Origin of the sequence: Pseudomonas sp. GM17 (genome assembly GCF_000282175.2) — a bacterium.
GTDB lineage: Bacteria > Pseudomonadota > Gammaproteobacteria > Pseudomonadales > Pseudomonadaceae > Aquipseudomonas > Aquipseudomonas chlororaphis.
Genome location: NZ_CP124732.1, coordinates 5,252,988 through 5,272,088, shown reverse-complemented (window position 1 = coordinate 5,272,088; position 19,101 = coordinate 5,252,988). Strand labels below are relative to the sequence as shown.

At 64.0% G+C, this 19,101-nt stretch carries 21 protein-coding genes; 15 read left to right on the top strand and 6 right to left on the bottom strand.

The window, feature by feature from the left end:
* The first annotated feature begins 110 nt into the window (after positions 1-110).
* Both PMI20_RS23480 and PMI20_RS23475 read left to right on the top strand, forming a co-directional pair.
* Positions 111-530 (top strand): hypothetical protein, encoded by a 420-nt coding sequence (locus PMI20_RS23480; protein WP_007927857.1) that lies wholly within the window; start codon positions 111-113, stop codon positions 528-530.
* 369 nt (positions 531-899) lie between these two features.
* On the top strand, positions 900-1,379 hold the full coding sequence (locus PMI20_RS23475; protein ID WP_007927859.1) for a hypothetical protein: 480 nt from the start codon (positions 900-902) through the stop codon (positions 1,377-1,379).
* 4 nt (positions 1,380-1,383) lie between these two features.
* Here PMI20_RS23475 and dkgB read toward each other — a convergent pair whose 3' ends face one another.
* The 3 genes from dkgB to PMI20_RS23460 form a co-directional block, all read right to left on the bottom strand.
* On the bottom strand, positions 1,384-2,187 hold the full coding sequence (gene dkgB / locus PMI20_RS23470; RefSeq protein WP_007927861.1) for a 2,5-didehydrogluconate reductase DkgB: 804 nt from the start codon (positions 2,185-2,187) through the stop codon (positions 1,384-1,386).
* A 225-nt stretch (positions 2,188-2,412) separates the two neighbouring features.
* The gene (locus tag PMI20_RS23465) at positions 2,413-2,952 is read right to left on the bottom strand and encodes a PaaI family thioesterase (RefSeq protein ID WP_007927863.1); all 540 of its coding nucleotides are present in this window, start codon (positions 2,950-2,952) and stop codon (positions 2,413-2,415) included.
* 124 nt (positions 2,953-3,076) lie between these two features.
* On the bottom strand, positions 3,077-3,985 hold the full coding sequence (locus PMI20_RS23460) for a LysR family transcriptional regulator (RefSeq protein ID WP_007927865.1): 909 nt from the start codon (positions 3,983-3,985) through the stop codon (positions 3,077-3,079).
* Positions 3,986-4,093: 108 nt separating this feature from the next.
* Between PMI20_RS23460 and PMI20_RS23455 the strand changes: the two genes are divergently transcribed.
* The 8 genes from PMI20_RS23455 to PMI20_RS23420 all read left to right on the top strand — a co-directional run bounded on the left by PMI20_RS23455 (position 4,094) and on the right by PMI20_RS23420 (position 11,605).
* A complete protein-coding gene (locus PMI20_RS23455; protein WP_007927867.1) occupies positions 4,094-4,960 on the top strand; it encodes a pirin family protein in 867 nt (288 codons plus the stop codon).
* A 97-nt stretch (positions 4,961-5,057) separates the two neighbouring features.
* Positions 5,058-5,741, top strand: a complete 684-nt coding sequence (locus tag PMI20_RS23450) for an isochorismatase family protein (RefSeq protein ID WP_007927869.1) — start codon at positions 5,058-5,060, stop codon at positions 5,739-5,741.
* A 56-nt stretch (positions 5,742-5,797) separates the two neighbouring features.
* Entirely contained in the window at positions 5,798-6,424 is a 627-nt protein-coding gene (ycaC, locus tag PMI20_RS23445) for an isochorismate family cysteine hydrolase YcaC (protein WP_007927871.1), read from the top strand.
* 435 nt (positions 6,425-6,859) lie between these two features.
* A complete protein-coding gene (locus PMI20_RS23440; RefSeq protein ID WP_007927873.1) occupies positions 6,860-8,299 on the top strand; it encodes a mechanosensitive ion channel family protein in 1,440 nt (479 codons plus the stop codon).
* Positions 8,300-8,502: 203 nt separating this feature from the next.
* Positions 8,503-8,943 carry a carboxymuconolactone decarboxylase family protein gene (locus tag PMI20_RS23435; RefSeq protein ID WP_007927880.1) on the top strand — a complete coding sequence of 147 codons (441 nt, stop codon included), beginning with the start codon at positions 8,503-8,505 and terminating at the stop codon, positions 8,941-8,943.
* Positions 8,944-9,098: 155 nt separating this feature from the next.
* Entirely contained in the window at positions 9,099-9,842 is a 744-nt protein-coding gene (locus PMI20_RS23430; protein ID WP_007927882.1) for a tellurite resistance TerB family protein, read from the top strand.
* 222 nt (positions 9,843-10,064) lie between these two features.
* Positions 10,065-10,598 (top strand): DUF3087 family protein, encoded by a 534-nt coding sequence (locus PMI20_RS23425; RefSeq protein ID WP_037035113.1) that lies wholly within the window; start codon positions 10,065-10,067, stop codon positions 10,596-10,598.
* A gap of 221 nt (positions 10,599-10,819) precedes the next feature.
* Complete coding sequence (locus PMI20_RS23420) at positions 10,820-11,605, top strand: sulfite exporter TauE/SafE family protein (RefSeq protein ID WP_007927885.1); 786 nt, start codon at positions 10,820-10,822, stop codon at positions 11,603-11,605.
* Positions 11,606-11,716: 111 nt separating this feature from the next.
* Here PMI20_RS23420 and PMI20_RS23415 read toward each other — a convergent pair whose 3' ends face one another.
* Both PMI20_RS23415 and ampC read right to left on the bottom strand, forming a co-directional pair.
* Positions 11,717-12,271, bottom strand: coding sequence for a UPF0149 family protein (locus PMI20_RS23415; protein WP_007927887.1), 555 nt, complete (start codon positions 12,269-12,271; stop codon positions 11,717-11,719).
* 182 nt (positions 12,272-12,453) lie between these two features.
* Positions 12,454-13,629: a class C beta-lactamase gene (ampC, locus tag PMI20_RS23410; RefSeq protein WP_081502449.1), complete on the bottom strand. Its 1,176-nt coding sequence runs from the start codon at positions 13,627-13,629 to the stop codon at positions 12,454-12,456.
* A gap of 182 nt (positions 13,630-13,811) precedes the next feature.
* On the opposite strand from ampC, the gene PMI20_RS23405 reads away from it, so the two are divergent.
* The 3 genes from PMI20_RS23405 (at position 13,812) to PMI20_RS23395 (ending at position 16,276) form a co-directional block, all read left to right on the top strand.
* Positions 13,812-14,690 carry a LysR family transcriptional regulator gene (locus tag PMI20_RS23405; RefSeq protein WP_007927890.1) on the top strand — a complete coding sequence of 293 codons (879 nt, stop codon included), beginning with the start codon at positions 13,812-13,814 and terminating at the stop codon, positions 14,688-14,690.
* A 78-nt stretch (positions 14,691-14,768) separates the two neighbouring features.
* Positions 14,769-15,485 (top strand): helix-turn-helix transcriptional regulator, encoded by a 717-nt coding sequence (locus PMI20_RS23400; protein WP_007927892.1) that lies wholly within the window; start codon positions 14,769-14,771, stop codon positions 15,483-15,485.
* A gap of 5 nt (positions 15,486-15,490) precedes the next feature.
* Positions 15,491-16,276: a PhzF family phenazine biosynthesis protein gene (locus PMI20_RS23395; protein WP_007927894.1), complete on the top strand. Its 786-nt coding sequence runs from the start codon at positions 15,491-15,493 to the stop codon at positions 16,274-16,276.
* Between the two features lie 203 nt (positions 16,277-16,479).
* Here PMI20_RS23395 and PMI20_RS23390 read toward each other — a convergent pair whose 3' ends face one another.
* Positions 16,480-17,367 carry a LysR family transcriptional regulator gene (locus tag PMI20_RS23390; RefSeq protein ID WP_007927896.1) on the bottom strand — a complete coding sequence of 296 codons (888 nt, stop codon included), beginning with the start codon at positions 17,365-17,367 and terminating at the stop codon, positions 16,480-16,482.
* 132 nt (positions 17,368-17,499) lie between these two features.
* On the opposite strand from PMI20_RS23390, the gene PMI20_RS23385 reads away from it, so the two are divergent.
* Positions 17,500-18,486, top strand: coding sequence for a zinc-binding alcohol dehydrogenase family protein (locus tag PMI20_RS23385; RefSeq protein ID WP_007927897.1), 987 nt, complete (start codon positions 17,500-17,502; stop codon positions 18,484-18,486).
* 16 nt (positions 18,487-18,502) lie between these two features.
* Positions 18,503-18,982 carry a YybH family protein gene (locus tag PMI20_RS23380; RefSeq protein ID WP_007927898.1) on the top strand — a complete coding sequence of 160 codons (480 nt, stop codon included), beginning with the start codon at positions 18,503-18,505 and terminating at the stop codon, positions 18,980-18,982.
* Positions 18,983-19,101 lie beyond the last annotated feature (119 nt).

The following is a 19,101-nucleotide window of genomic DNA, read 5'->3' as shown; positions in this document are numbered from 1 at the left end:
GGGAGAAATGTCTTGTGCGCGGTAATTTTTGGGAATTGTCTTAAAGAGTCGGCCAGGGGCCATCGGATAGTCTGTCGAGCCTCTGTGTTCAACCGATAGTTGCCACGCCGATGCCCAACAAGCGCTTGAGAATATTGATTGCCGATGCGTCCCGGGAGCAGTGTGGGCGCATTGAGCGTTTGTTGAATGGGCTGGGGTATTTCCGCGTCGCGGCGGTGGAGTCTTTCCGCGAACTGGTGACCCTGACTCACTATTCCTGCGACCCCTTCGAGAACTTCGATCTGTTGCTGCTCAGCGGCGAGCTGGCGTTCGCCGCCGGGGTGGACGCCGGCGCGTTCTGCCAGGGCAACCCGCAGATCCGCCATGCCATGATCTATGGCGGTCGCACCGAACAGGCATTGCCGGTGGTCCTCGGTGCCTCTGCGCTACAGGAGATTCTCTGGGTGCAGGGCGCCACGCAAGAGATCCTCCAGCGCTTCATTGCCCATATCAATCCTCCCGCGTCCTCGGGCAAAGACCGAACCTTCTGAATGCTGAATAGCCCTCCGCAGTTGCTGGGAACAGGGCTTGCGTCGTGCTACTGGAGGTGGAATCACCACCTGGCCAGCGGTTCTCCGATGGCCGCTACCGGGGCCGGGCGGGGTCTTTTGTCTCCATCCGGAGCGGGCAAAAAGCAGGATTCATGGCCGCCCATGGATAGCCGATGAGTGCCGCCGGTGTGGGCGGAAATACCAGGGAAACGAGCATTTCGGGCTCGAAAAGTAGGGGAAAGCCGCATTTTAGTAATTCGGAGTAGGGCTTTTCAGAAAACCCTTAGAGAAAACTATCGGCTGCTCCCCTAGCCTTTATTCATAGGCTTGGAGCCTGTCATCTCAGACTTTTTTCATGGTCGCGAACAAATGCCGAATAAAACGTTACGAATCCTGATCGCCGATGAACAGCATTTTCATCGAATGAAGATCGAGCGGGTGCTGAACCAGCTGGGCTATTACCGGATTGCACCGATGTATCGACTCGTCGAGGTGTTGAACGTCGTGGAATATGGCAGTGAGCCAATGGACCTGCTGATCATCAACGCTTCGCTGGGGTTGCAGGCCCGGCTCGATATCGTGGCGTTCTGCATGGATAACCCGCAGATCCGTCATGTGCTGGTCTATGACTCCGAGCTTCTCGGCGTACCTTCGATTCCACTCGGTCCGCAGCGCAAGCTGTATATCAGCAGCCTGCCGCTGCCGGACCACGAGACCCTCAGCCGCTTGATGGCGGCCATCGACACCGGCCACCGGAGCAAGATCCCGGCGGCCGGAAAGTTTCCCAGCAGTTCCAATGAGGAAGAGATCGCCCCCGATGGCATTCGGTTGAATGCCGTGGTGCGTTAAGGCTTCAGTCCCACGCCGGTGCAATGCCGGCGGGGCTGGTCAGACGATGACCGCGCTCCAGACTGGCGATGCGTTGCATGTCTGCCTCGCTCAGGCTCAGGGCACAGGCCTTGAGGTTGCTTTCCAGGTTCGCGCGCCTGGTCGAGGAGGGAATCACCGCATGACCCGATTGCATGGCCCAGGCCAGGGTCACTTGGGCCGGCGTTGCCCGATGCTGCTGGGCGATCTGCTGGATGACCGGGTCCTCGAGCACTTCACCGTAGGCCAGCGTCATGTACGAGGTGATGTGAATCCCCTGGTTTTGCGCGAACTCCACGACCTTGCGGTTCTGCAGGTAAGGATGCAGTTCGATCTGATTAGTGGCGATGTGCTCGGCACCGACCGCGGCGATGGCCTGCCGCATCAGGTCGATGGTGAAGTTGGAAACACCGATCTGCCGGGTCAACCCCAGTTGCCTGGCCTCCAGCAGCGCCGCCATGAACTCTTCGACCGGTACCTGGTTGTCCGGTGACGGCCAGTGGATCAGGGTCAGGTCCAGGTAGTCGGTCCGCAGCTTGCGCAGGCTGTCCTTGAGGCTGGGGATCAGCTTGTCGCGGGCGAAATGGGCGACCCAGATCTTGCTGGTGACGAACAGCTCGTCGCGGGGGATGCGGCTGTCGGCAATGGCCTGGCCGACCTCGGCTTCGTTCTCGTAGATCTGTGCGGTGTCGATCGCCCGGTAGCCCAGTTCGAGCGCGGTGCTGACCGAGTCGATGACCACCTGGCCTTGCAGGCGAAAGGTGCCGAGGCCGAAAGCAGGTACAGACATGGATGACTCCAGATGGCAGTGGAAAGGCCACGAGTATCCCGATCCGCACCCTTGAGAAAAACCGCCGGACAGGCAAAGCAATATTTACCGCGAATCACGAATGCGCGGGCAGGCACGATCCCTGGTAGGCGCGAGCTTGCTCGCGAGACCTCCTTCCGGCCACCGCTGAGCGCAAGCCGTAGTTTTTTCGCGAACGAGCCCGCTTCTACAGACGCAGAGGCGGTTTCAGCCACGCGCTTGAAGAATCATGCAGGTGGTGGAGCCGGTGGCGTACAGGCGGCCATCGATGTCGTAGATCCGCCCTTCGGCCAGGGCGGTGGAGCGGCCCAGGTGGACGATCTTGCCTTCGGCGCGGATCGGCCCGCTGCTGCCGGTCAGGGCCCGCACATAGCTGATGCGCAGGTCCAGGGTGGTGTAGCCCTGGCCCTTGTTCAGGCGGGTGTGGATCGCACAACCCATGCAGGAGTCCAGCAGGGTTGCGGCATAACCGCCGTGCACGCTGCCCAGCGGGTTGTAATGGCGGGCATCCGGGGTGCCCTGGAACACGAAGTGCCCGGCGGACCATTCGATGGGGATGAAATCCAGCAACGTGCCGATGGGCGGCGAGGGCAATTCGCCGTTGCCGATGCCGTCGAAGAACTCGGCGGGCGAGAGGGCGCTGACCTCGGCCAGGGACAGGCTGCCCGGACCGGCCAGGCGCGCGCGCATGGCCTGTTCCTGGGCAATCCACTGGGCCAGGGTGGCCTCGCGTGATGGGCTTTGCATGGGCGTTTCCTCACTGGGCGGAACAAGATGATGAGGAAAATATTATGTTCGAAATATTATTTCGGCCAGTGTCAAAAACGCCACAGGTCGGAAGATTCGGCCAGGCTTCACCTTGCGCGCATCCTCAGGTGATATCGCTGCGGCTGAACTCCTCGCCGAGAAAGTCGATCAGGGTGCGCACCGACGGCAGCAGGCCACGGCGCGACGGGAAGATCGCATGGACGATCCCGCACTTGGGCGCCCAGTCCGGTACCAGCTGCACCAGGCGTCCGGCGGCCATATCGTCGCGCACCACCACGCTGGGCAGGTGGACGATGCCGATTCCCGCCAGCGCCGCCTGGCGCAGGGCAATCAGGTCGTCGGTGACCATCCGCGGCTTGTGGCGAATCTGCGCGAGCGTCTCGTCGGGGCCGAACAGCTCCCACTGGTATTCGCGTTGCGCCGCGCCCCAATGCAGGCTCGGCAGGCCGCTGAGGTCGGCGGGCGAGGCGGGGCTCGACAGGCGCGCAAGAAAGTCCGGGTGGCCGACCAGGCACTGGGTGCTGTTGCCCAGCACCTTCATCACCAGGTCGCTGCTTTCCAATGGCGGGAAGCGCACCCGCAGGGCGATGTCGAAACCTTCGTGGATCAGGTCGACCCGGCGGTTGGTGCTCTCGATGAACAGCTCCACCAGCGGGTACTTGAGCATGTAGCGGGTCAGCATCGGCCCGACCCAGGAGTTGAGCAGCGCGGTCGGGCAACTGATGCGCACCAGGCCCTGGGGCTCGGAACGGTTGCGCTCGATGACTTCCGCGGCGCTTTCCGCTTCCACGCGCATGGCCAGGCAGCGCTGGTAGTACTCATGGCCGATCTCGGTGAGCGAACAGTGGCGACTGGTGCGGTGAATCAGGCGCACGCCGAGGCGTTCCTCGAGCTGGGCAATGCGCCGGCTGAGCTTGGACTTGGGCATGTCCAGGGCGCGTCCGGCGGCGGCAAAGCCGCGGTGTTCGACGACCTGGGTGAAGTAGTAGAGGGTATTGAGGTCTTCCACCATCGTTCTCCAGATAGAACGCTAAGAGCGATTTTTGCAGTCTAGTGCATCAAAGGTATGGGTTTTAAGGTGTATCCAACGAAATAACTCACCCATTTCGGAGGCACCCGCATGAAAAACATCATCGGTATCTACACCAGCCCACGGGCCCATTGGGTGGGCGACGGCTTCCCGGTGCGCACGCTGTTTTCCTACGACAACCTGGGCAAGCACATCAGCCCGTTCCTGCTGCTCGACCACGCCGGCCCGGCTGAATTCACCCCGACCCAGGGACGGCGCGGCGTGGGCCAGCACCCCCACCGCGGCTTCGAAACCGTGACCATCGTCTACAAGGGCGAGGTGGAGCACCGCGACTCCACCGGCAGCGGCGGCAAGATCGGCCCTGGCGACGTGCAATGGATGACCGCGGCCTCGGGGATTCTCCATGAGGAGTTTCACTCCGCAGCGTTCGCCCGGTCCGGCGGCACCCTGGACATGGTCCAGCTGTGGGTCAACCTGCCGGCGCGGGACAAGATGGCCGCGCCCGGTTACCAGACCATCCTCGATGGCGACATCCCGGCCATCGCCCTGAAGGACAAGGCAGGCACCCTGCGGTTGATCGCCGGCGAGTACGACGGTGTCAAGGGCCCGGCCCGCACCTTCACGCCCATCGACGTCTGGGACATCCGCCTGAATGCCGGCAAGCCCCTGACCCTCGACCTGCACGAGGGGCGCAACACCGCCCTGGTGCTGCTGCGCGGCACGCTCCAGGTCAATGGCCAGGAAGTAGTGCGTGAAGGCCAGCTGGTGCTGTTCGAACGCGACGGCGACCAGCTCAGCCTGGAGGCCAACAACGACGCGGTGGTGCTGCTGCTCAGCGGCGAACCGATCGACGAGCCCATCGTCGGTCATGGTCCGTTCGTGATGAACAGCGAGGCCGAGATCCACCAGGCTTTCGTCGACTTCCAGTCCGGTCGTTTCGGCCAGATGCCTGGCTGACTCCCGCTTACCGACTTGCACAGGACGTGTCGGCCGGTTCAGGGCCAGGGATGGCTGTTGCCTTCAATAAATGCCCTAGACGAAAGAGGAACTGCACATGAACAACTTCAATGCTGCCAACTTCAATGGCGCCAAGCCGACCATCGACCCCAACGACGCAGCGATGCTGCTGATCGACCACCAGAGCGGGCTGTTCCAGATCGTCAAGGACATGGACGTGCCGCAATTGCGGGCCAATGCCATCGCTCTGGCGAAAGCTGCGACCTTGCTGAAGATGCCGGTGATCACCACCGCCTCGGTGCCCCAGGGCCCCAACGGCCCGCTGATCCCGGAAATCCACCAGGAGGCGCCCCATGCCCAGTACGTGGCGCGCAAAGGCGAAATCAACGCCTGGGACAATCCCCAGTTCCGGGCGGCGGTAGAAGCCACCGGCAAGAAAACCCTGGTGATCGCCGGCACCCTGACCAGCGTTTGCCTGGCGTTTCCGTCGATCGCCGCGGTGCATGAAGGCTACAAGGTGTTCGCGGTGGTCGATGCCTCGGGCAACCATTCGCGGCTGGCCACTGACCTGACCATCGCCCGCCTGGCCCAGGCCGGGGTGGTGCCGATCGACATCATGGCGACGCTTTCCGAGCTGCAGGGTTCGTGGAACCGCCCGGATGCCGAGCAGTGGGCCGCGGTCTACGCCCAGGCCATGCCGCATTACCAGTTGCTGATCGAGAGCTACCTCAAGGCCCAGCAAGTGGCGAACGAGCACGAAGTGCTGGACTCCCAGCGCTGAAGCTGCACCCCCACGCCGACGTCCAGTCGGTATCGACAAGAAGCGAGGACTACCCCATGACTACCGCCTACAAGCGTCTCGACAAAGACAACGCCGCCGTGCTGCTGGTGGATCACCAGGCCGGCCTGCTGTCCCTGGTGCGCGACATCGACCCGGACAAGTTCAAGAACAACGTGCTGGCCCTGGCCGACCTGGCCAAGTACTTCAAGTTGCCGACCATCCTCACCACCAGCTTCGAAACCGGCCCCAACGGCCCGCTGGTGCCCGAGCTCAAGGCGCTGTTCCCGGACGCGCCGTATATCGCCCGGCCCGGGCAGATCAACGCCTGGGACAACGAAGACTTCGTCAAGGCGATCAAGGCCACCGGCAAGAAGCAACTGATCATCGCTGGCGTGGTGACCGAGGTTTGCGTGGCCTTCCCGGCGCTGTCGGCCCTGGAAGAAGGCTTCGAGGTGTTCGTGGTCACCGACGCCTCCGGCACCTTCAACGCCCTGACTCGCGATTCTGCATGGAACCGCATGTCCACCGCCGGCGCCCAGTTGATGACCTGGTTCGGCCTGGCCTGCGAGCTGCACCGCGACTGGCGCAACGACATCGAGGGCCTGGGCACCTTGTTCTCCAACCACATCCCGGACTACCGCAACCTGATCACCAGCTACACCACTTTGACCCAGGGCAAGTGACCTGCCAGCGGCGGCTACACAAGGCAGCGAGCACGACCGGGCTATCGGAGGTGTCGCCATTCCCGGTAGCCGCTGCCGCAGGCTGCGACAGGACCGAAGGTCCTCCAGCGGTTTCAAGACCCTGCGCCTGCTGCGCAGTCGATCGCAGCCTCGCAAGCTCGGCAGCGGCTACAGGGTTAGCGCCGATCGGTAGGTCACAACCCCTGTAGCCGCTGCCGCAGGCTGCGACAGGACCGAAGGCCCTTAAGCGATCTCAAGATCCTGCGCCCCCTGCGGGGTCGATCGCAGCCTCGCGGGCTCGGCAGCGGCTACAGAGTGAGCGACATCGTTGCAGACAGGGGCCTCCCATGAGGCCCCTGTTTTTGTTTCTGCGGCTATACCTGCAAGGTCGCTTGTGTGAGATTGTCGCGCCTCTGACCGTGCTGGAGTTGCTTGATGCCGAACCTGTTCGCCGACCACCCGCTGTTCGCCGCGCTGGTCCTGATCCTGCTGGACATGCTGCTGTGGCGCCTGATCGGCGCGCGGGGCGGTTACTGGAAGCTGCTGGTGCGGGTGCTGATCTTCACCCTGTACAGCGTGCTGCTGTTCAACCAGGGCCTGAACCCGATGCAGGCGGCGCCCTGGCCGGAGGACGTGCCGCTGCACCTGGCCGCCACCGGGTTGCAGATCGGTTGGTGGCTGTTCGGTGCGCGGACCCTGACGGTGTTGCTCGGCACCCTGATGATGCAGCGGGTCGGGCATACCGGGCGGCTGTTGCAGGACTTGATGGGGGCGGTGATTTTCCTGATCGCCATCATCGCCGCCATGGCCTATGTGCTGGAGCTGCCGGTCAAGGGCGTGCTGGCCACCTCCGGCGCGGTGGCGATCATTGTCGGCCTGGCGCTGCAAAGCACCCTCAGCGACGTGTTCTCCGGCATCGTGCTGAACACCACCAAGCCGTATCAGCTCGATGACTGGATCTCCATCGACGGCACCGAAGGCCGAGTCACCGACATCGACTGGCGCGCCACCCGGCTGCAGACCTCCCAGGGCAGCATGGCGGTGATCCCCAATTCCCTGGCGGCCAAGGCCAAGATCATCAACTTCAGCCGTCCCGCCGATATGCACGGGCTTTCCATCAGCCTCCAGGTCAGCCCCCATGCGCGGCCGCAAACGGTGATCGAAGCGCTGGAACGGGCCATGCTCGGTTGCCGTTTCCTGCTCCCCAAGCCGGCCCCCAGCGTGGCCCTGAAAAGCTCGGGCAACGCCGGGGTGGAGTACGAGATCAGCGGTTTCGTGGCCTCCATGGGCCAGAAGCGCGAAGTGCGCAACCAGCTGTTCGACCTGGCCTTCCGGCACTTGCAGGCGTCCGGCGTCAGTCTGTTGTCCAGCGGTGAAAGCAGCGTGGCGGCCCACCTGTCGCGCCCGCGGGCGCTGCTGGACAGCTCGAGCATCTTCTCCACCCTGCGCCAGGAAGAGAAGGAAACCTTCAGCCAGAACATGACCCTGCAGACCTTCCGCGCCGGCGAGACCATCCTGCCGGCGGGCGAGGTCAGCGATCACCTGCTGATCATCGAATCGGGGGTGGTCTCGGTCAGCCTGATCCGCGATGGCAAGCCCTTCGAGGCCGGGCGCATGGGGCCGGGCGAAGTGATAGGCGAGGCGGGGGTCGCCGATCAGGCGACCGCGGCGGACTTCTCGGCCAAGACCTTCTGCACCCTGTACCGCATCGAAAACGAATACCTCAAGCCGTGCCTGGATGCGCGGCGCGACATCAGCGACGCGATGAAAAACCTCCTGGATTTCCGCCAGCACATCGCCCAGACCCTGACCCAGGAAAGCCCGCGGCCGGCGGTGAAAAAAGGCTTTATGCAGTGGCTGCGCCGGCGCGCCTGAGCGTCCATGCACGCCCCCTGCAGGCGGGCAGCTTGCGCGCGATAGCGTCATCGGTGAATGGCCGCTGCGCGGATCGCGCGCAAGCTGCGCTCCTACGCAAGAGGGGGGGCATTGGTCACCTGGTCTTAGCCGGAATTGGTTATTGGTTGGGACCGGGCCCGGGCTTAACGTAGCGCCACATTCATTTGATCTGGAGCCACACCATGCAACCGCGTATCGACTTCTACACCGCCTCGCCGGACGCCCTCAAAGCCATGATCGCGCTGGAAACCGCGGTATCGAAACTGCCCCTGGAAAAGTCGCTGATCGAGCTGGTGAAGCTGCGCGCCTCGCAGATCAACGGCTGTGCCTTCTGCGTCGACATGCACACCGCCGACGCGCGCAAGAGCGGGGAAACCGAGCGCCGCCTGTACGCGGTCTCGGTCTGGCGCGAAGCGCCGTTCTTCACCGACCGCGAACGGGCCGCCCTGGCCTGGACCGAGTCCCTGACCCGGGTCAGCGAAACCCACGCGCCGGATGCCGACTACGAGCTGCTGAGCAGCCAGTTCAGCCCCAGCGAGCAGGTCGACCTGAGCCTGGCCATCGCCACCATCAACAGCTGGAACCGCCTGGCGGTGGGTTTCCGCAAAATGCCCCAGGCCTGATTCCCGGGCTCACTGGCCGTCGGCTGGCGGATGGAGTGGGCCGCCAGCGCGGCGTCTGGCGAGAAGGGATCAGGGCCCAAGCGGAAGCAGTTGGCGCAATGCGTGGCGAAGACTATTGTTGGCAATCTGAATAACTGCCCGAAGAGAGCGATGCCATGAACACCAGTGATTTGCTTGAACAGTTGCTGCGCGCCGGCCAGGCTTCGATGACGCAGCAGGGTGGCGGGGCCTCGGCACCGCAGGATGGCCTGGGAGGCCTGGGTGGCTTGCTCGGTGGTCTACTGGGCGGTAGCAGCGGCGGCGGAGCGCCGGCCGGCGGGCTGGGTGGTCTGCTGGGCGGCTTGCTGGGCGGTTCCGGGTTGGGCGGCGCGGCTTCCGGTGGAGCCCCGCAGGGCCGTTCCGGCGGTGGCGCGAACTACGCGGCGCTGGCCTCCCTGGGGATGATGGCGTTCCAGGCTTATCAGGCCTGGCAGCGCCAGCAGCAATCGGCGGCGCCGCAACAGGCGTTGCGTACCGTCGACCAGCTGGCCGGCCCGGAAGTCGAAGAACACAGCCATGCGATCCTCCGTGCCCTGATCGCCGCGGCCAAGGCCGATGGCCGCATCGACGAGCAGGAAAAACAACTGATCAGCGCCGAGATCGGCCGTCACACCGATGACCCGCAATTGCAGCAATGGCTCGACGACGAAGTCGCACGTCCCCTGGACGCCGCCGACGTGGCCCAGTCGGCCGCGGGCGAGCCGGGCATGGCGGCGGAAATGTACCTGGCCAGCGTGATGCTGGTGGACGATCAGCAGGACGCCGAGCGCGCTTACCTGGACGAGCTGGCGGCGGCGCTGCGGATCGACCCTGAGCTGCAACTGCACCTGGAGCAACAGGCCAAGGGCCAGGTGGCCTGAGCCACGAGGACCGGCTCCGCCAGGGGCCGGTCCATTTGTCCGCGTCGGGCATGCCATTCGACGCCCGGCATGCTCGATCCGCATTCCTCCCAATCTCTGCTTGGCTCCGACGGCACGCCCCGGTGGCCGAGGTGGATTGTCGCAGCGTGGATTTATTCGCCATCTCCGGGTGCGGGCAGGGTGATAATGCCGGCCTGTCCATCATGCGAGCGCACCGTCGCCATGTTCGAGATCCAGCCGCAGAACCCCGAGCTTTTTCGTCAGCAGACCCGCCGCAGTACCCTGTTCATTGCCCTGATTTTCCTGTCCCTGGCCATGCTGCTGTCCAGCGCCGCGGTGCTGCTGTTCGGCACGCCGGGCGGCGATAACTTCAAGCTCAATGTCGCCGGCGTGCTGGCCGGGCTGGTGCTGAGCATGGTGCTGATGCGCGTGCGCTTCTGGTCGCAGCCGTGGATGGCCGCAGCGGTCTACGGCTGGCAGCTCAAGCGCAGCCTGATGAGCGTGACCAACGTCATGCACCACGTCACCGCGGGCGTCGAGGCCCAGGACCCGACAGCGATGAAACTGCTGCGCTTCTACCACCTGGGCCTGACCCAGATGCACCAGCTGGATGCCAACTCCAGCGCGTTGAGCCAGGCGGTGCATGAGATCGACCGGCACAAGGAGCGGATGCAAGCCCTGGGCATGGACACCGAGCAGAAGCGTTTGAATCCGGACTGGATCGAAGCGGTGAAGCGGATTCCGCTAGCAAAGTGACCTGCAAAGGGCGCGCGGTTTCGAAGGTTTCCCCCGGCCGTTTCCGAGTCGATTTCGACATGTGATGGGTGCATGCAATCCGCGGGTTGTATGCGCCGAATACATGGCAAAAAGGCAAAGAGTTATAACGTTAGATTTTATTTATATAAATGGACATAAGCATTAGCGCTATGCTGCCGCCAGTTTTTTACCTGGCCGCGGTTGATGCGTAGGGCTTATTGATGGATGTGGGTAATTTTGGTTTTGTAATCGCGGGCCTGTTGGTGGGTTTCATCGTGGGGATGACGGGGGTGGGAGGCGGTTCGCTGATGACCCCGATCCTGTTGTGGTTTGGTATCAACCCGGCGACCGCTGTCGGCACCGACCTGCTGTACGCCGCCATCACCAAGTCCGGTGGTGTGTTGGTCCATCAGAAAAACCGCAACATCGACTGGAAGATCACCGGCTGGCTGACCCTGGGCAGCGTGCCCGCGGTGCTGGCCACCCTGTGGTTCCTCAAGAGCCTGCACACCGACCCGCAAGCGCTGAACAGCGTGATCAAGCAGGCCTTGGGTTTTGTGCTGCTGCTCACCGCCCTGGCGATCCTGTTCAAGAAAAAGCTCCTGGCGTTTGCCCAGAAGCACGCCGGCGATCACTACCACCTGAAGGATTCCAGCCTCAACGGCCTGACGGTGGTCACCGGCGTGGTCCTCGGTACCATGGTCGCCCTGACCTCCATCGGCGCCGGCGCCCTGGGCACCGTGGCGCTGTTCATCCTTTACCCCTTCCTGGCCACCAAGCGCCTGGTCGGCACTGAAATCGCCCACGCCGTGCCGCTGACCCTGGTCGCCGGCCTGGGGCACGCGAGCATGGGCAACATGGACTGGCAACTGCTGGGCTTTCTGCTGATGGGCTCGCTGCCGGGGATCTGGCTCGGCAGCCACATGACCGGCCGCGTCTCGGACGAACTGCTGCGGCCGTTCCTGGCGGTCATGCTGTTTTCCATCGGCTACAAACTGGCGTTCTGACCCCGCGCTGGCGGGTCGAGCCAAGAGCCTCCTGCGGGAGGCTTTTGTGTTTTTGCGGTTTGAGTGCGCACACTTGGGGCGGGCCGTGATGGACCCACCCCCAGGCCTCTCTCAGCGTTGCGCCAACCAGTAATCGTGCAGCCCACGGGCGGCCTGTTCGACGCTGGCCACGGTCTGGCGATGCTGAGCCAGATCGAGGTCGGCCGGCAGTTCGAAGTTGTCCTGTTCGGCGCAGGTGATGATGGCTTGCAGTTGGGCGGCCTGTTCGGCGGGCAGCTCGGGCCAGTTGCTCACGGCCATGGCGCGGATGTAGCCGAAACACCATTCTTCCGCCAGCGTCAGCGGCTGGTCCTGATGCTCGGTCTGTTCGAAACGCGGCTGAAAACTCGCCGAGTCGCTCGCCAGCGCCGTGGCGAGGGCGTTCAGATGGCGCACGCTCAGCTCGATGAAGCGCTTGCACTCCTCGGGGTCCTGCCAGTCCGGGTTCTGCCCGCCCCAGATGGCCGGGAACCATTCGGCGATGTCCACCTGGGCCGGGCCGGACACCAGGGCGGTGCAAAAACCGTCGAGCTCGGCCAGGTTGAGCACGGAGTGGTCGTCGCCATACTTGAGCAGGGTGTCTTCGATGAATTCGAACTCGGCGGGGCTGAGCGGCTGGTTGTGCATGGAGGGTTTCCTTGGAAAAACGTGCAGCCCCAGGGGCTGCGCGGAAAAAAGACGCGGAGGATGGCGCGTTCCGCGGCTTTTATCCAGCGCCGATCATCGTCGCGGAGCGCGTTGTCATGGCTGCGACGCGCTCCTGGCCACTCCAGCGACCGGCCCGTTAACCGATCCGGTCGCTGTTGTTCTCAGGGTTGCGCGTCATCCAGTGCCTTGAGCAGGGCATGGGCGACCTTGACCCGTTCGGCGTTGGGGTAGTTCTTGTTCGCCAGCAGCACCAGGCCGATGTCCTTGCCGGGCACGAACAGCACATAGGCGCCGAAACCGCCGGTGGAACCGGTCTTGTTCAGCAGGGTATCGGCCCGCGGTGCCTGGGGCGGGGTGAACCAGCGGGTCGGGTGCGGTTCGAAGGCCATCTGTGACGAGTTGCCGGCCAGCAGGGCGTCCAGGCTGAGCGGGTAAGGATAGAGTTCCCAGCCCAGGCCCTGGGTCATGCCCTCGACCTGGTAATAGCCGGTGTGGGTGAGGGCGATGGCCTGCGGCCAGGGTTGCGCCAGCGACTCGGGCTTGAGGTTGGCCTGGACGAAACGCAGCAGGTCGGCGGCGCTGGTCTTGACCCCGTAGGCCTCGGCATCCAGGGCGCCGGGGCTGACCCGCACCGGCTTGCCGTCCTTGCCGTAGCCCTGGGCGTAATTGTCCATCTGTGATTTCGGTACCTGGACATAGCTGTGCTGCAGGCCCAACTGCGGGAACAGCCGCTGCTCCATCAATTGCTCGAAGGGCTGCCCCAGGCTTTGCGCGGCCAGGTAGCCGAACAGGCCGATACTCGGGTTCGAGTACAGGCGCTGGGCGCCGGGGGCAAAGGCCGGTTTCCAGCCCTGGTAGTAGCCGAGCATCTTGTCCTGGCTGTCCCATTGTTCCGGGAACTGCAACGGCAGGCCGCCGGCGCTGTAGGTCCCCAGTTGCAACAGGCTGATGTGCTCGAAGGCGCTGCCTTTCAACGCCGGCAGGTAGCGGCTGGCCGGGTCGTTCAGGGACAGCTTGCCGCTGGCCTGGGCATAGGCCCCCAGGGTCGCGGTGAAGAGCTTGCTCACCGACCCGACCTCGAACAGCGTGTCGGCGTCGACGGCCTTTTTCCCTTCTTTGGAGGCCAGGCCGTAGTTAAAGTAATGGGGCTGGCCCTTGAGAGTGATGGCCACCGCCATCCCGGCGATGTCCTGTTGTTGCATCAACGGGCGGATCGCCGCGTCGACCAGGGGTTTGAGCGCGCTGTCCGGCTGGCTGGCGGCCAGGCAGGTGCTGGCGCCGGACAGCAGCAGGGAAATGGTGAAAAATCCGGATAGGGCTAGGTTTTTGTTGTGCATGATGGGCTGGCATTCCATGATTTTGCAGGGTGATGGCCGCTGCACTCCGAGCGGCTTTTGCCAGCGCCTGCCCTTGCAGTCAGGGAACAGGGCGCTGCGAGCCGGCTCAATGTAGGCGGTCGGCGAAGGATCGGCAAACGACGATATTTCGCAGGAGCCATTAGAAAAACTAGGGAGTGGTCATGATCCGACCCCATCTGCCGCTGAATGCCCTGCGCGCTTTCGAGGCCTCGGCGCGGCATTTGAGTTTTACCCGCGCGGCCATCGAGCTGTGCGTGACCCAGGCGGCGGTCAGTCATCAGGTGAAAAGCCTTGAGGTCCAGCTCAACGTGACCCTGTTCAAGCGCTTGCCCCGCGGGCTGATGCTGACCAGCGAGGGCGAAACCCTGCTGCCGGTGCTGTGCGAGTGTTTCGACCGCATCGCCGAAACCCTCGGCCGCTTCGAAGGCGGGCACTACCGCGAAATGCTCAGCGTCGGCGCGGTCGGCACCTTTGCCGTCGGCTGGTTGTTGCCGCGCCTGGAGGACTTCCAGGCCCGCCACCCGTTTATCGACCTGCGCCTGTCGACCCACAACAACCGGGTCGACGTCGCCGCCGAAGGCCTGGACTACGCCATCCGCTTCGGCAACGGCGCCTGGCACGGCACCGATGCTGTCCAGCTATTGGAAGCACCGCTGTCGGTGCTCTGCGTGCCGGAACTGGCTCGGCAGTTGCGTAGCCCCGCCGACCTGCTCGGCCAGACCCTGCTGCGCTCCTACCGCACCGACGAATGGCCGGAATGGTTCAGCGCCGCCGGCTTGCCGGCCAGCACCCTGCCTGCGCGCAGCATCGTCTTCGACTCGTCCCTGGGCATGATGGAAGCCGCGCAGCAGGGTATAGGCGTGGCCCTGGCGCCGCCGCTGATGTTCTCCCGGCAGTTGCACGCTGGCAGCATCGTCCAGCCGTTCGCGGTGGGCATCACCACCGGCAGCTATTGGCTGACCCGCTTGCAGTCCCGGGCGCAAAGCCCGGCGATGCTGGCGTTCAAGGAATGGCTGTTGGGGACCGTGCAGGAAGGTTGAATAGCTTGATTCAACATTAAGTTGAATATTCAACTTGGTGTTGATATTTTCGCCGAATTCTTTTTTCGCGAAACCGCCATGAAAACCCCCGACAGCCGTTTTTCCCCCGAGTGTGCCGCCGAACGCCAACTGGTGTTCAAGGTGCTGCACAGCACCCTGAGCATGCTCGGCAGCGTGGTGGGCCGGCACACCGAAATCGTCCTGCATGACCTGAGCCGGCCCGAGGCCTCCATCGTCGCCATCGCCAATGGCCATGTCACCGGTCGCCGGGTCGGCAGCCCGGTGTTGGCCGGGCCGCGCGAAGACCTGGGGTTTATCGCCGTGCGCCGGGCCATGGAGGATCGCTCCAGCAGCGAACCGGTGCTGGTGGAGAACTACCCGACCACCGCGCCCGACGGTCGCCCGTTGCGCAGCTCGACGGTGGTGTATCGCGACAGCAGCGGCCAGCCCTTCGCCACTCTGTGCACCAACGCCGACCTCAGCGGCATCGCCGCCGCCCATGCCTGCCTGGGCGAGTTGCTGGGCCTGGGCCCGGCCCCCGAACCGCGCCACGACGAGCCTCAGGATATGGAACATCTGATGGCGGAAATCATTCAACAAGCCTGTCCCGGCGGCCGGGCCTTGATGAAGAAAACCCAGAAGCTCGAAGCCGTGCGCCAGATGCAGGACCGCGGGCTGTTCATCGTCAAGGGTGGCATCGAGAAGGCCGCCGCGGCGCTGGGCGTCACCCGCTACACCATCTACAACTACCTGGACCAGATCCGGGCCACAGACCAAGCCAGTCAACAGGAGTGAACCCGATGCAGCTCGACATCTTTCAGGTGGACGCTTTTTCTTCCACGCCTTTCGGCGGCAACCCGGCGGCGGTCTGCCCGCTGGACGCCTGGTTGCCCGATGCCACGCTGCAACGGATCGCCGAAGAGAACAACCTCTCGGAAACCGCCTACTTCGTGCGCAACGGCGAGCTGTTCGAGTTGCGCTGGTTCACCCCTACCGTGGAAGTTGACCTCTGTGGCCACGCCACCCTGGCGGCGGCCTGGGTGCTCTTCGAACAGTTGAACGAGCCCAGCGAACTGCTGCGCTTCAGCACCCGTAGCGGCGAGTTGCGCGTACGCCGGGATGGCGAGCGCCTGTCCATGGACTTCCCGGCCAAGCAGCCGGCGGCCGTGGAGATTGCGCCGAGCCTGCTGCAAGCCCTCGGCCTGCCGCGCGCAGAAGCCCTGTACCGTACCGACGACTATTTGCTGGTGGTCGAGGACGAAGGAATCATCGCCGGCCTCAAGCCCGACTTCGCCGCCCTGGCCAAGTTCGATGTGCGCGGCATCGCCGTCACCGCGCCGGGCCAGCAATTCGATTTCGTCTCCCGCTGGTTCGGCCCGAGTGTCGGGGTCAACGAAGATCCGGTTACCGGCTCGGCCCACACCTCCCTGGCACCCTACTGGGCCCAGCGCCTGGGCAAAACCCGACTGAGCGCGGAGCAGGGCGGGGCGCGCAAGGGCCAGCTGTGGTGCGAGGTGCTGGATAACGGCCGGGTGCTGATCAGCGGCCAGGGCGCGCTGTACCTGAAGGGCACGATCTTTATCTGACGGCCTGGCGTTTCCTTCGCCAGGATCATCAGTGAACGAAGCTCGCCGGAACCGCTTCATGCGGCTCTGGCGTCCCATTCCGCTCTATGTCTTTACCGAACCCGCCTGCTGCCGGCGAAGACCCAGCGCTTTATCGAGGTTCTGCGGGAGCGGCTGGAGGAGGGATGATCGATTCGGCTCGTGCCTGGGGCCCTCAGGATCGATCACTGCTGGGTGGACGACACGTCTGTCAGGTAGCCCATGTACCCCTGGGAGAAGTCCAGGTACGCCCGCACGATGGCCGAGGGGTGACGGTGGGACGGGTAGAGCAGATTGATTTGCTGCTCGGGCAAGGGATAGTCGGGCAGCAGCGCCAGCAGCCGGCCTTCGCGGATGGCACGCGCCGCGAGGAAGGGCGGCAGTTCCGTCACCAGGTCACCGGCCAGCGCCCGGCTGCGCAGGTGCGCATAGTCGTTGGTGGCGAGCATGGCCTTGGGCTTGAAGGCCACCTCTCCCAACTGCCAGGTCCCCGGGCTGCCCTGGCTCCAGACTCCGCAGGGGTAAGCATTCAGCGCCTCGACGCTGCGGGGCGGGCCCAGCCGCTCAAGCAACGCCGGGCTGGCTACCAGCAGGTGGCGATAGCTCAGCAGGCGGCGGGCGACCATGGTCTCATGGGTAATCGCGCCGACCCGTAACGCCACATCCACGCCGTCTTCGATGAGGTCGATGCGTCGCTCCGTGGTATGGACGCTGACCTCGACCTGCGGGTAGCGGCGCTGGAACGCCGACAGCACATCCCACCAGGGTTCGAACGAGGGCGGCAACGACAGCCGCAAGCGGCCTTTCAACAGGGCCTGATCGCTGATCACCGCCTGTTCCCCTTCGATCAGCGCCTCGATACCGCGGCTGGCGTGTTCGTACAGGCGCACCCCCGAGTCGGTGAGCTTGGTGCCCCGTACCGAGCGTTCGAGCAGTTGCACTTTCAGCTGCTGTTCGAGCTCGCGAATGCGTCGGCTCAAGGTGGGCAGGGGAATCTCCAGGCGCTCGGCGGCGGCGGAAAGGCTGCCGGCCTGCGCCACGCTGACAAACATCCGGACGGCGTTGAAGTCCATGGCTGATCCTCTCGTTTATGAGAGGAAGCCTATCTGTTGTGTGGATTATCTTCCAGTTTCGCTTGAAGGATAGTGACGCCACTGCCTTGACGGCAATCGCTCCGACCCACAGCGTACTTGAGGAATTCCAGCATGAAAGCTTATGTGATCGAACAGACCGGTGGCCCGCAAGTCCTGCAATTGCGGGATATCCCGTCCCCCGAGCCGACGGCCGACGAAGTCCAGATCCGCGTCCGCGCCTTTGGTCTCAACCGCGCCGAAACCTATCTGCGCGCTGGCAAGATGGGCGCCATCAGCGCACCTCGGGTGCCGGGCATCGAGGCGGTAGGTGAAGTCATCCAGGACCCCTCGGGTCTGTTGCGCACGGGCCAGCGGGTGGTCACGGCCATGGGCGGCATGCAGTTCACCCGCAATGGCAGCTACGCCGAGCAGGTGACGGTGTTACGCAGCAACGTGATTGCGCTGGATGACACTTCTTTGTCCTGGGAACAACTGGCTACGCTGCCGGAGGCCTACCTCACGGTATGGGGTGCGCTGGACAAGAGCCTGGGCATCCAGAAGGGCCAGACCTTGCTGGTTCGCGGAGGCACCTCATCGGTTGGCCTGGCCGCCATCACCTATGCCAAGGCTCGTGGATTAAAAGTCATCGCCACCACCCGCAACCCGGAAAACAGTCAGCGCCTTTACCAGGCAGGGGCCGACGTGGTGGTGGTCGACAACGGCGATATCGCCCCGCGCATCCGCGAAATCGCGTCTGCTGGGGTCGATGCGGCCCTGGAAGTCGTTGGCGCGCCCACACTGCGAGATACCCTCAAGACCCTGCGCCCCTTCGGTGCGGTGAGCGTGATCGGGCTGCTCGGCGGCGCGCCGATTCTGGAGCAGTTCCACCTGATGCAGGACCTGCCCGCGGGCGTGCGTCTGAACTTCTTCCCGAGCGGCTTGTTCGGTACGCCGGCCCTACCCCTGCAGGACACTCCGCTGCCGTGGCTGGCCAAGGAACTCGCCGCCCAGCGCATACCGTCCATCCATACCCGAACCTTTGCCTTTGACGAAGTCCGCGAGGCGCATCGCCTGATAGAAAGCGATCGCGCACTGGGCAAGCTCGTCGTCGTGCTTTGATCTCAAGGAGAACATCATGGGTATTCGATTGATCACATTGGTGCTTGCCAGCCTGTTGCTGCCCCTGGCGGCCCAGGCTGCCCAGCCAGCCGCCGAGGCAAGCGTGACGGCGGCGGTCACCCAACAGCTCAAGCGCTATGAAACGGCGTTGAACGCATCCGACCTTGACCACGTCATGACCCTGTATGCCGGCGACGCGGTGTTTATGCCGCAGAACAGCCCGCCGGCCGTGGGAAGTGACGCGATACGCGCGGCGTATCGGCAGATCTTCGACCTGCTCAGGCTCGACGTGCGTTTCACCATCGATGAAATCCAACCGCTGTCACGGGACTGGGCGTTCGCCCGGACCCGTTCCAACGGTAGGGTGAAGTTGCTGAAGGGGGATCAGCCTGCCAGCAGTGAAGGCAATCAGGAGGTTTTCCTGTTGCATCGAGAAAGCGATGGCCAATGGCGTTTTGCACGCTATATCTTCTCGACCACCCAGCCACGCAAGTAGCTGAAGGAAGCAGAGGCGCGGCGCTGCCTTGGAACAGGCCACGGATGGGGCTCGGTGTTCAAGCGCGCTGTTAGCGGGTGGGATTGGAACTGGTCATGCTCCATCCCGCCCTTGCTTGT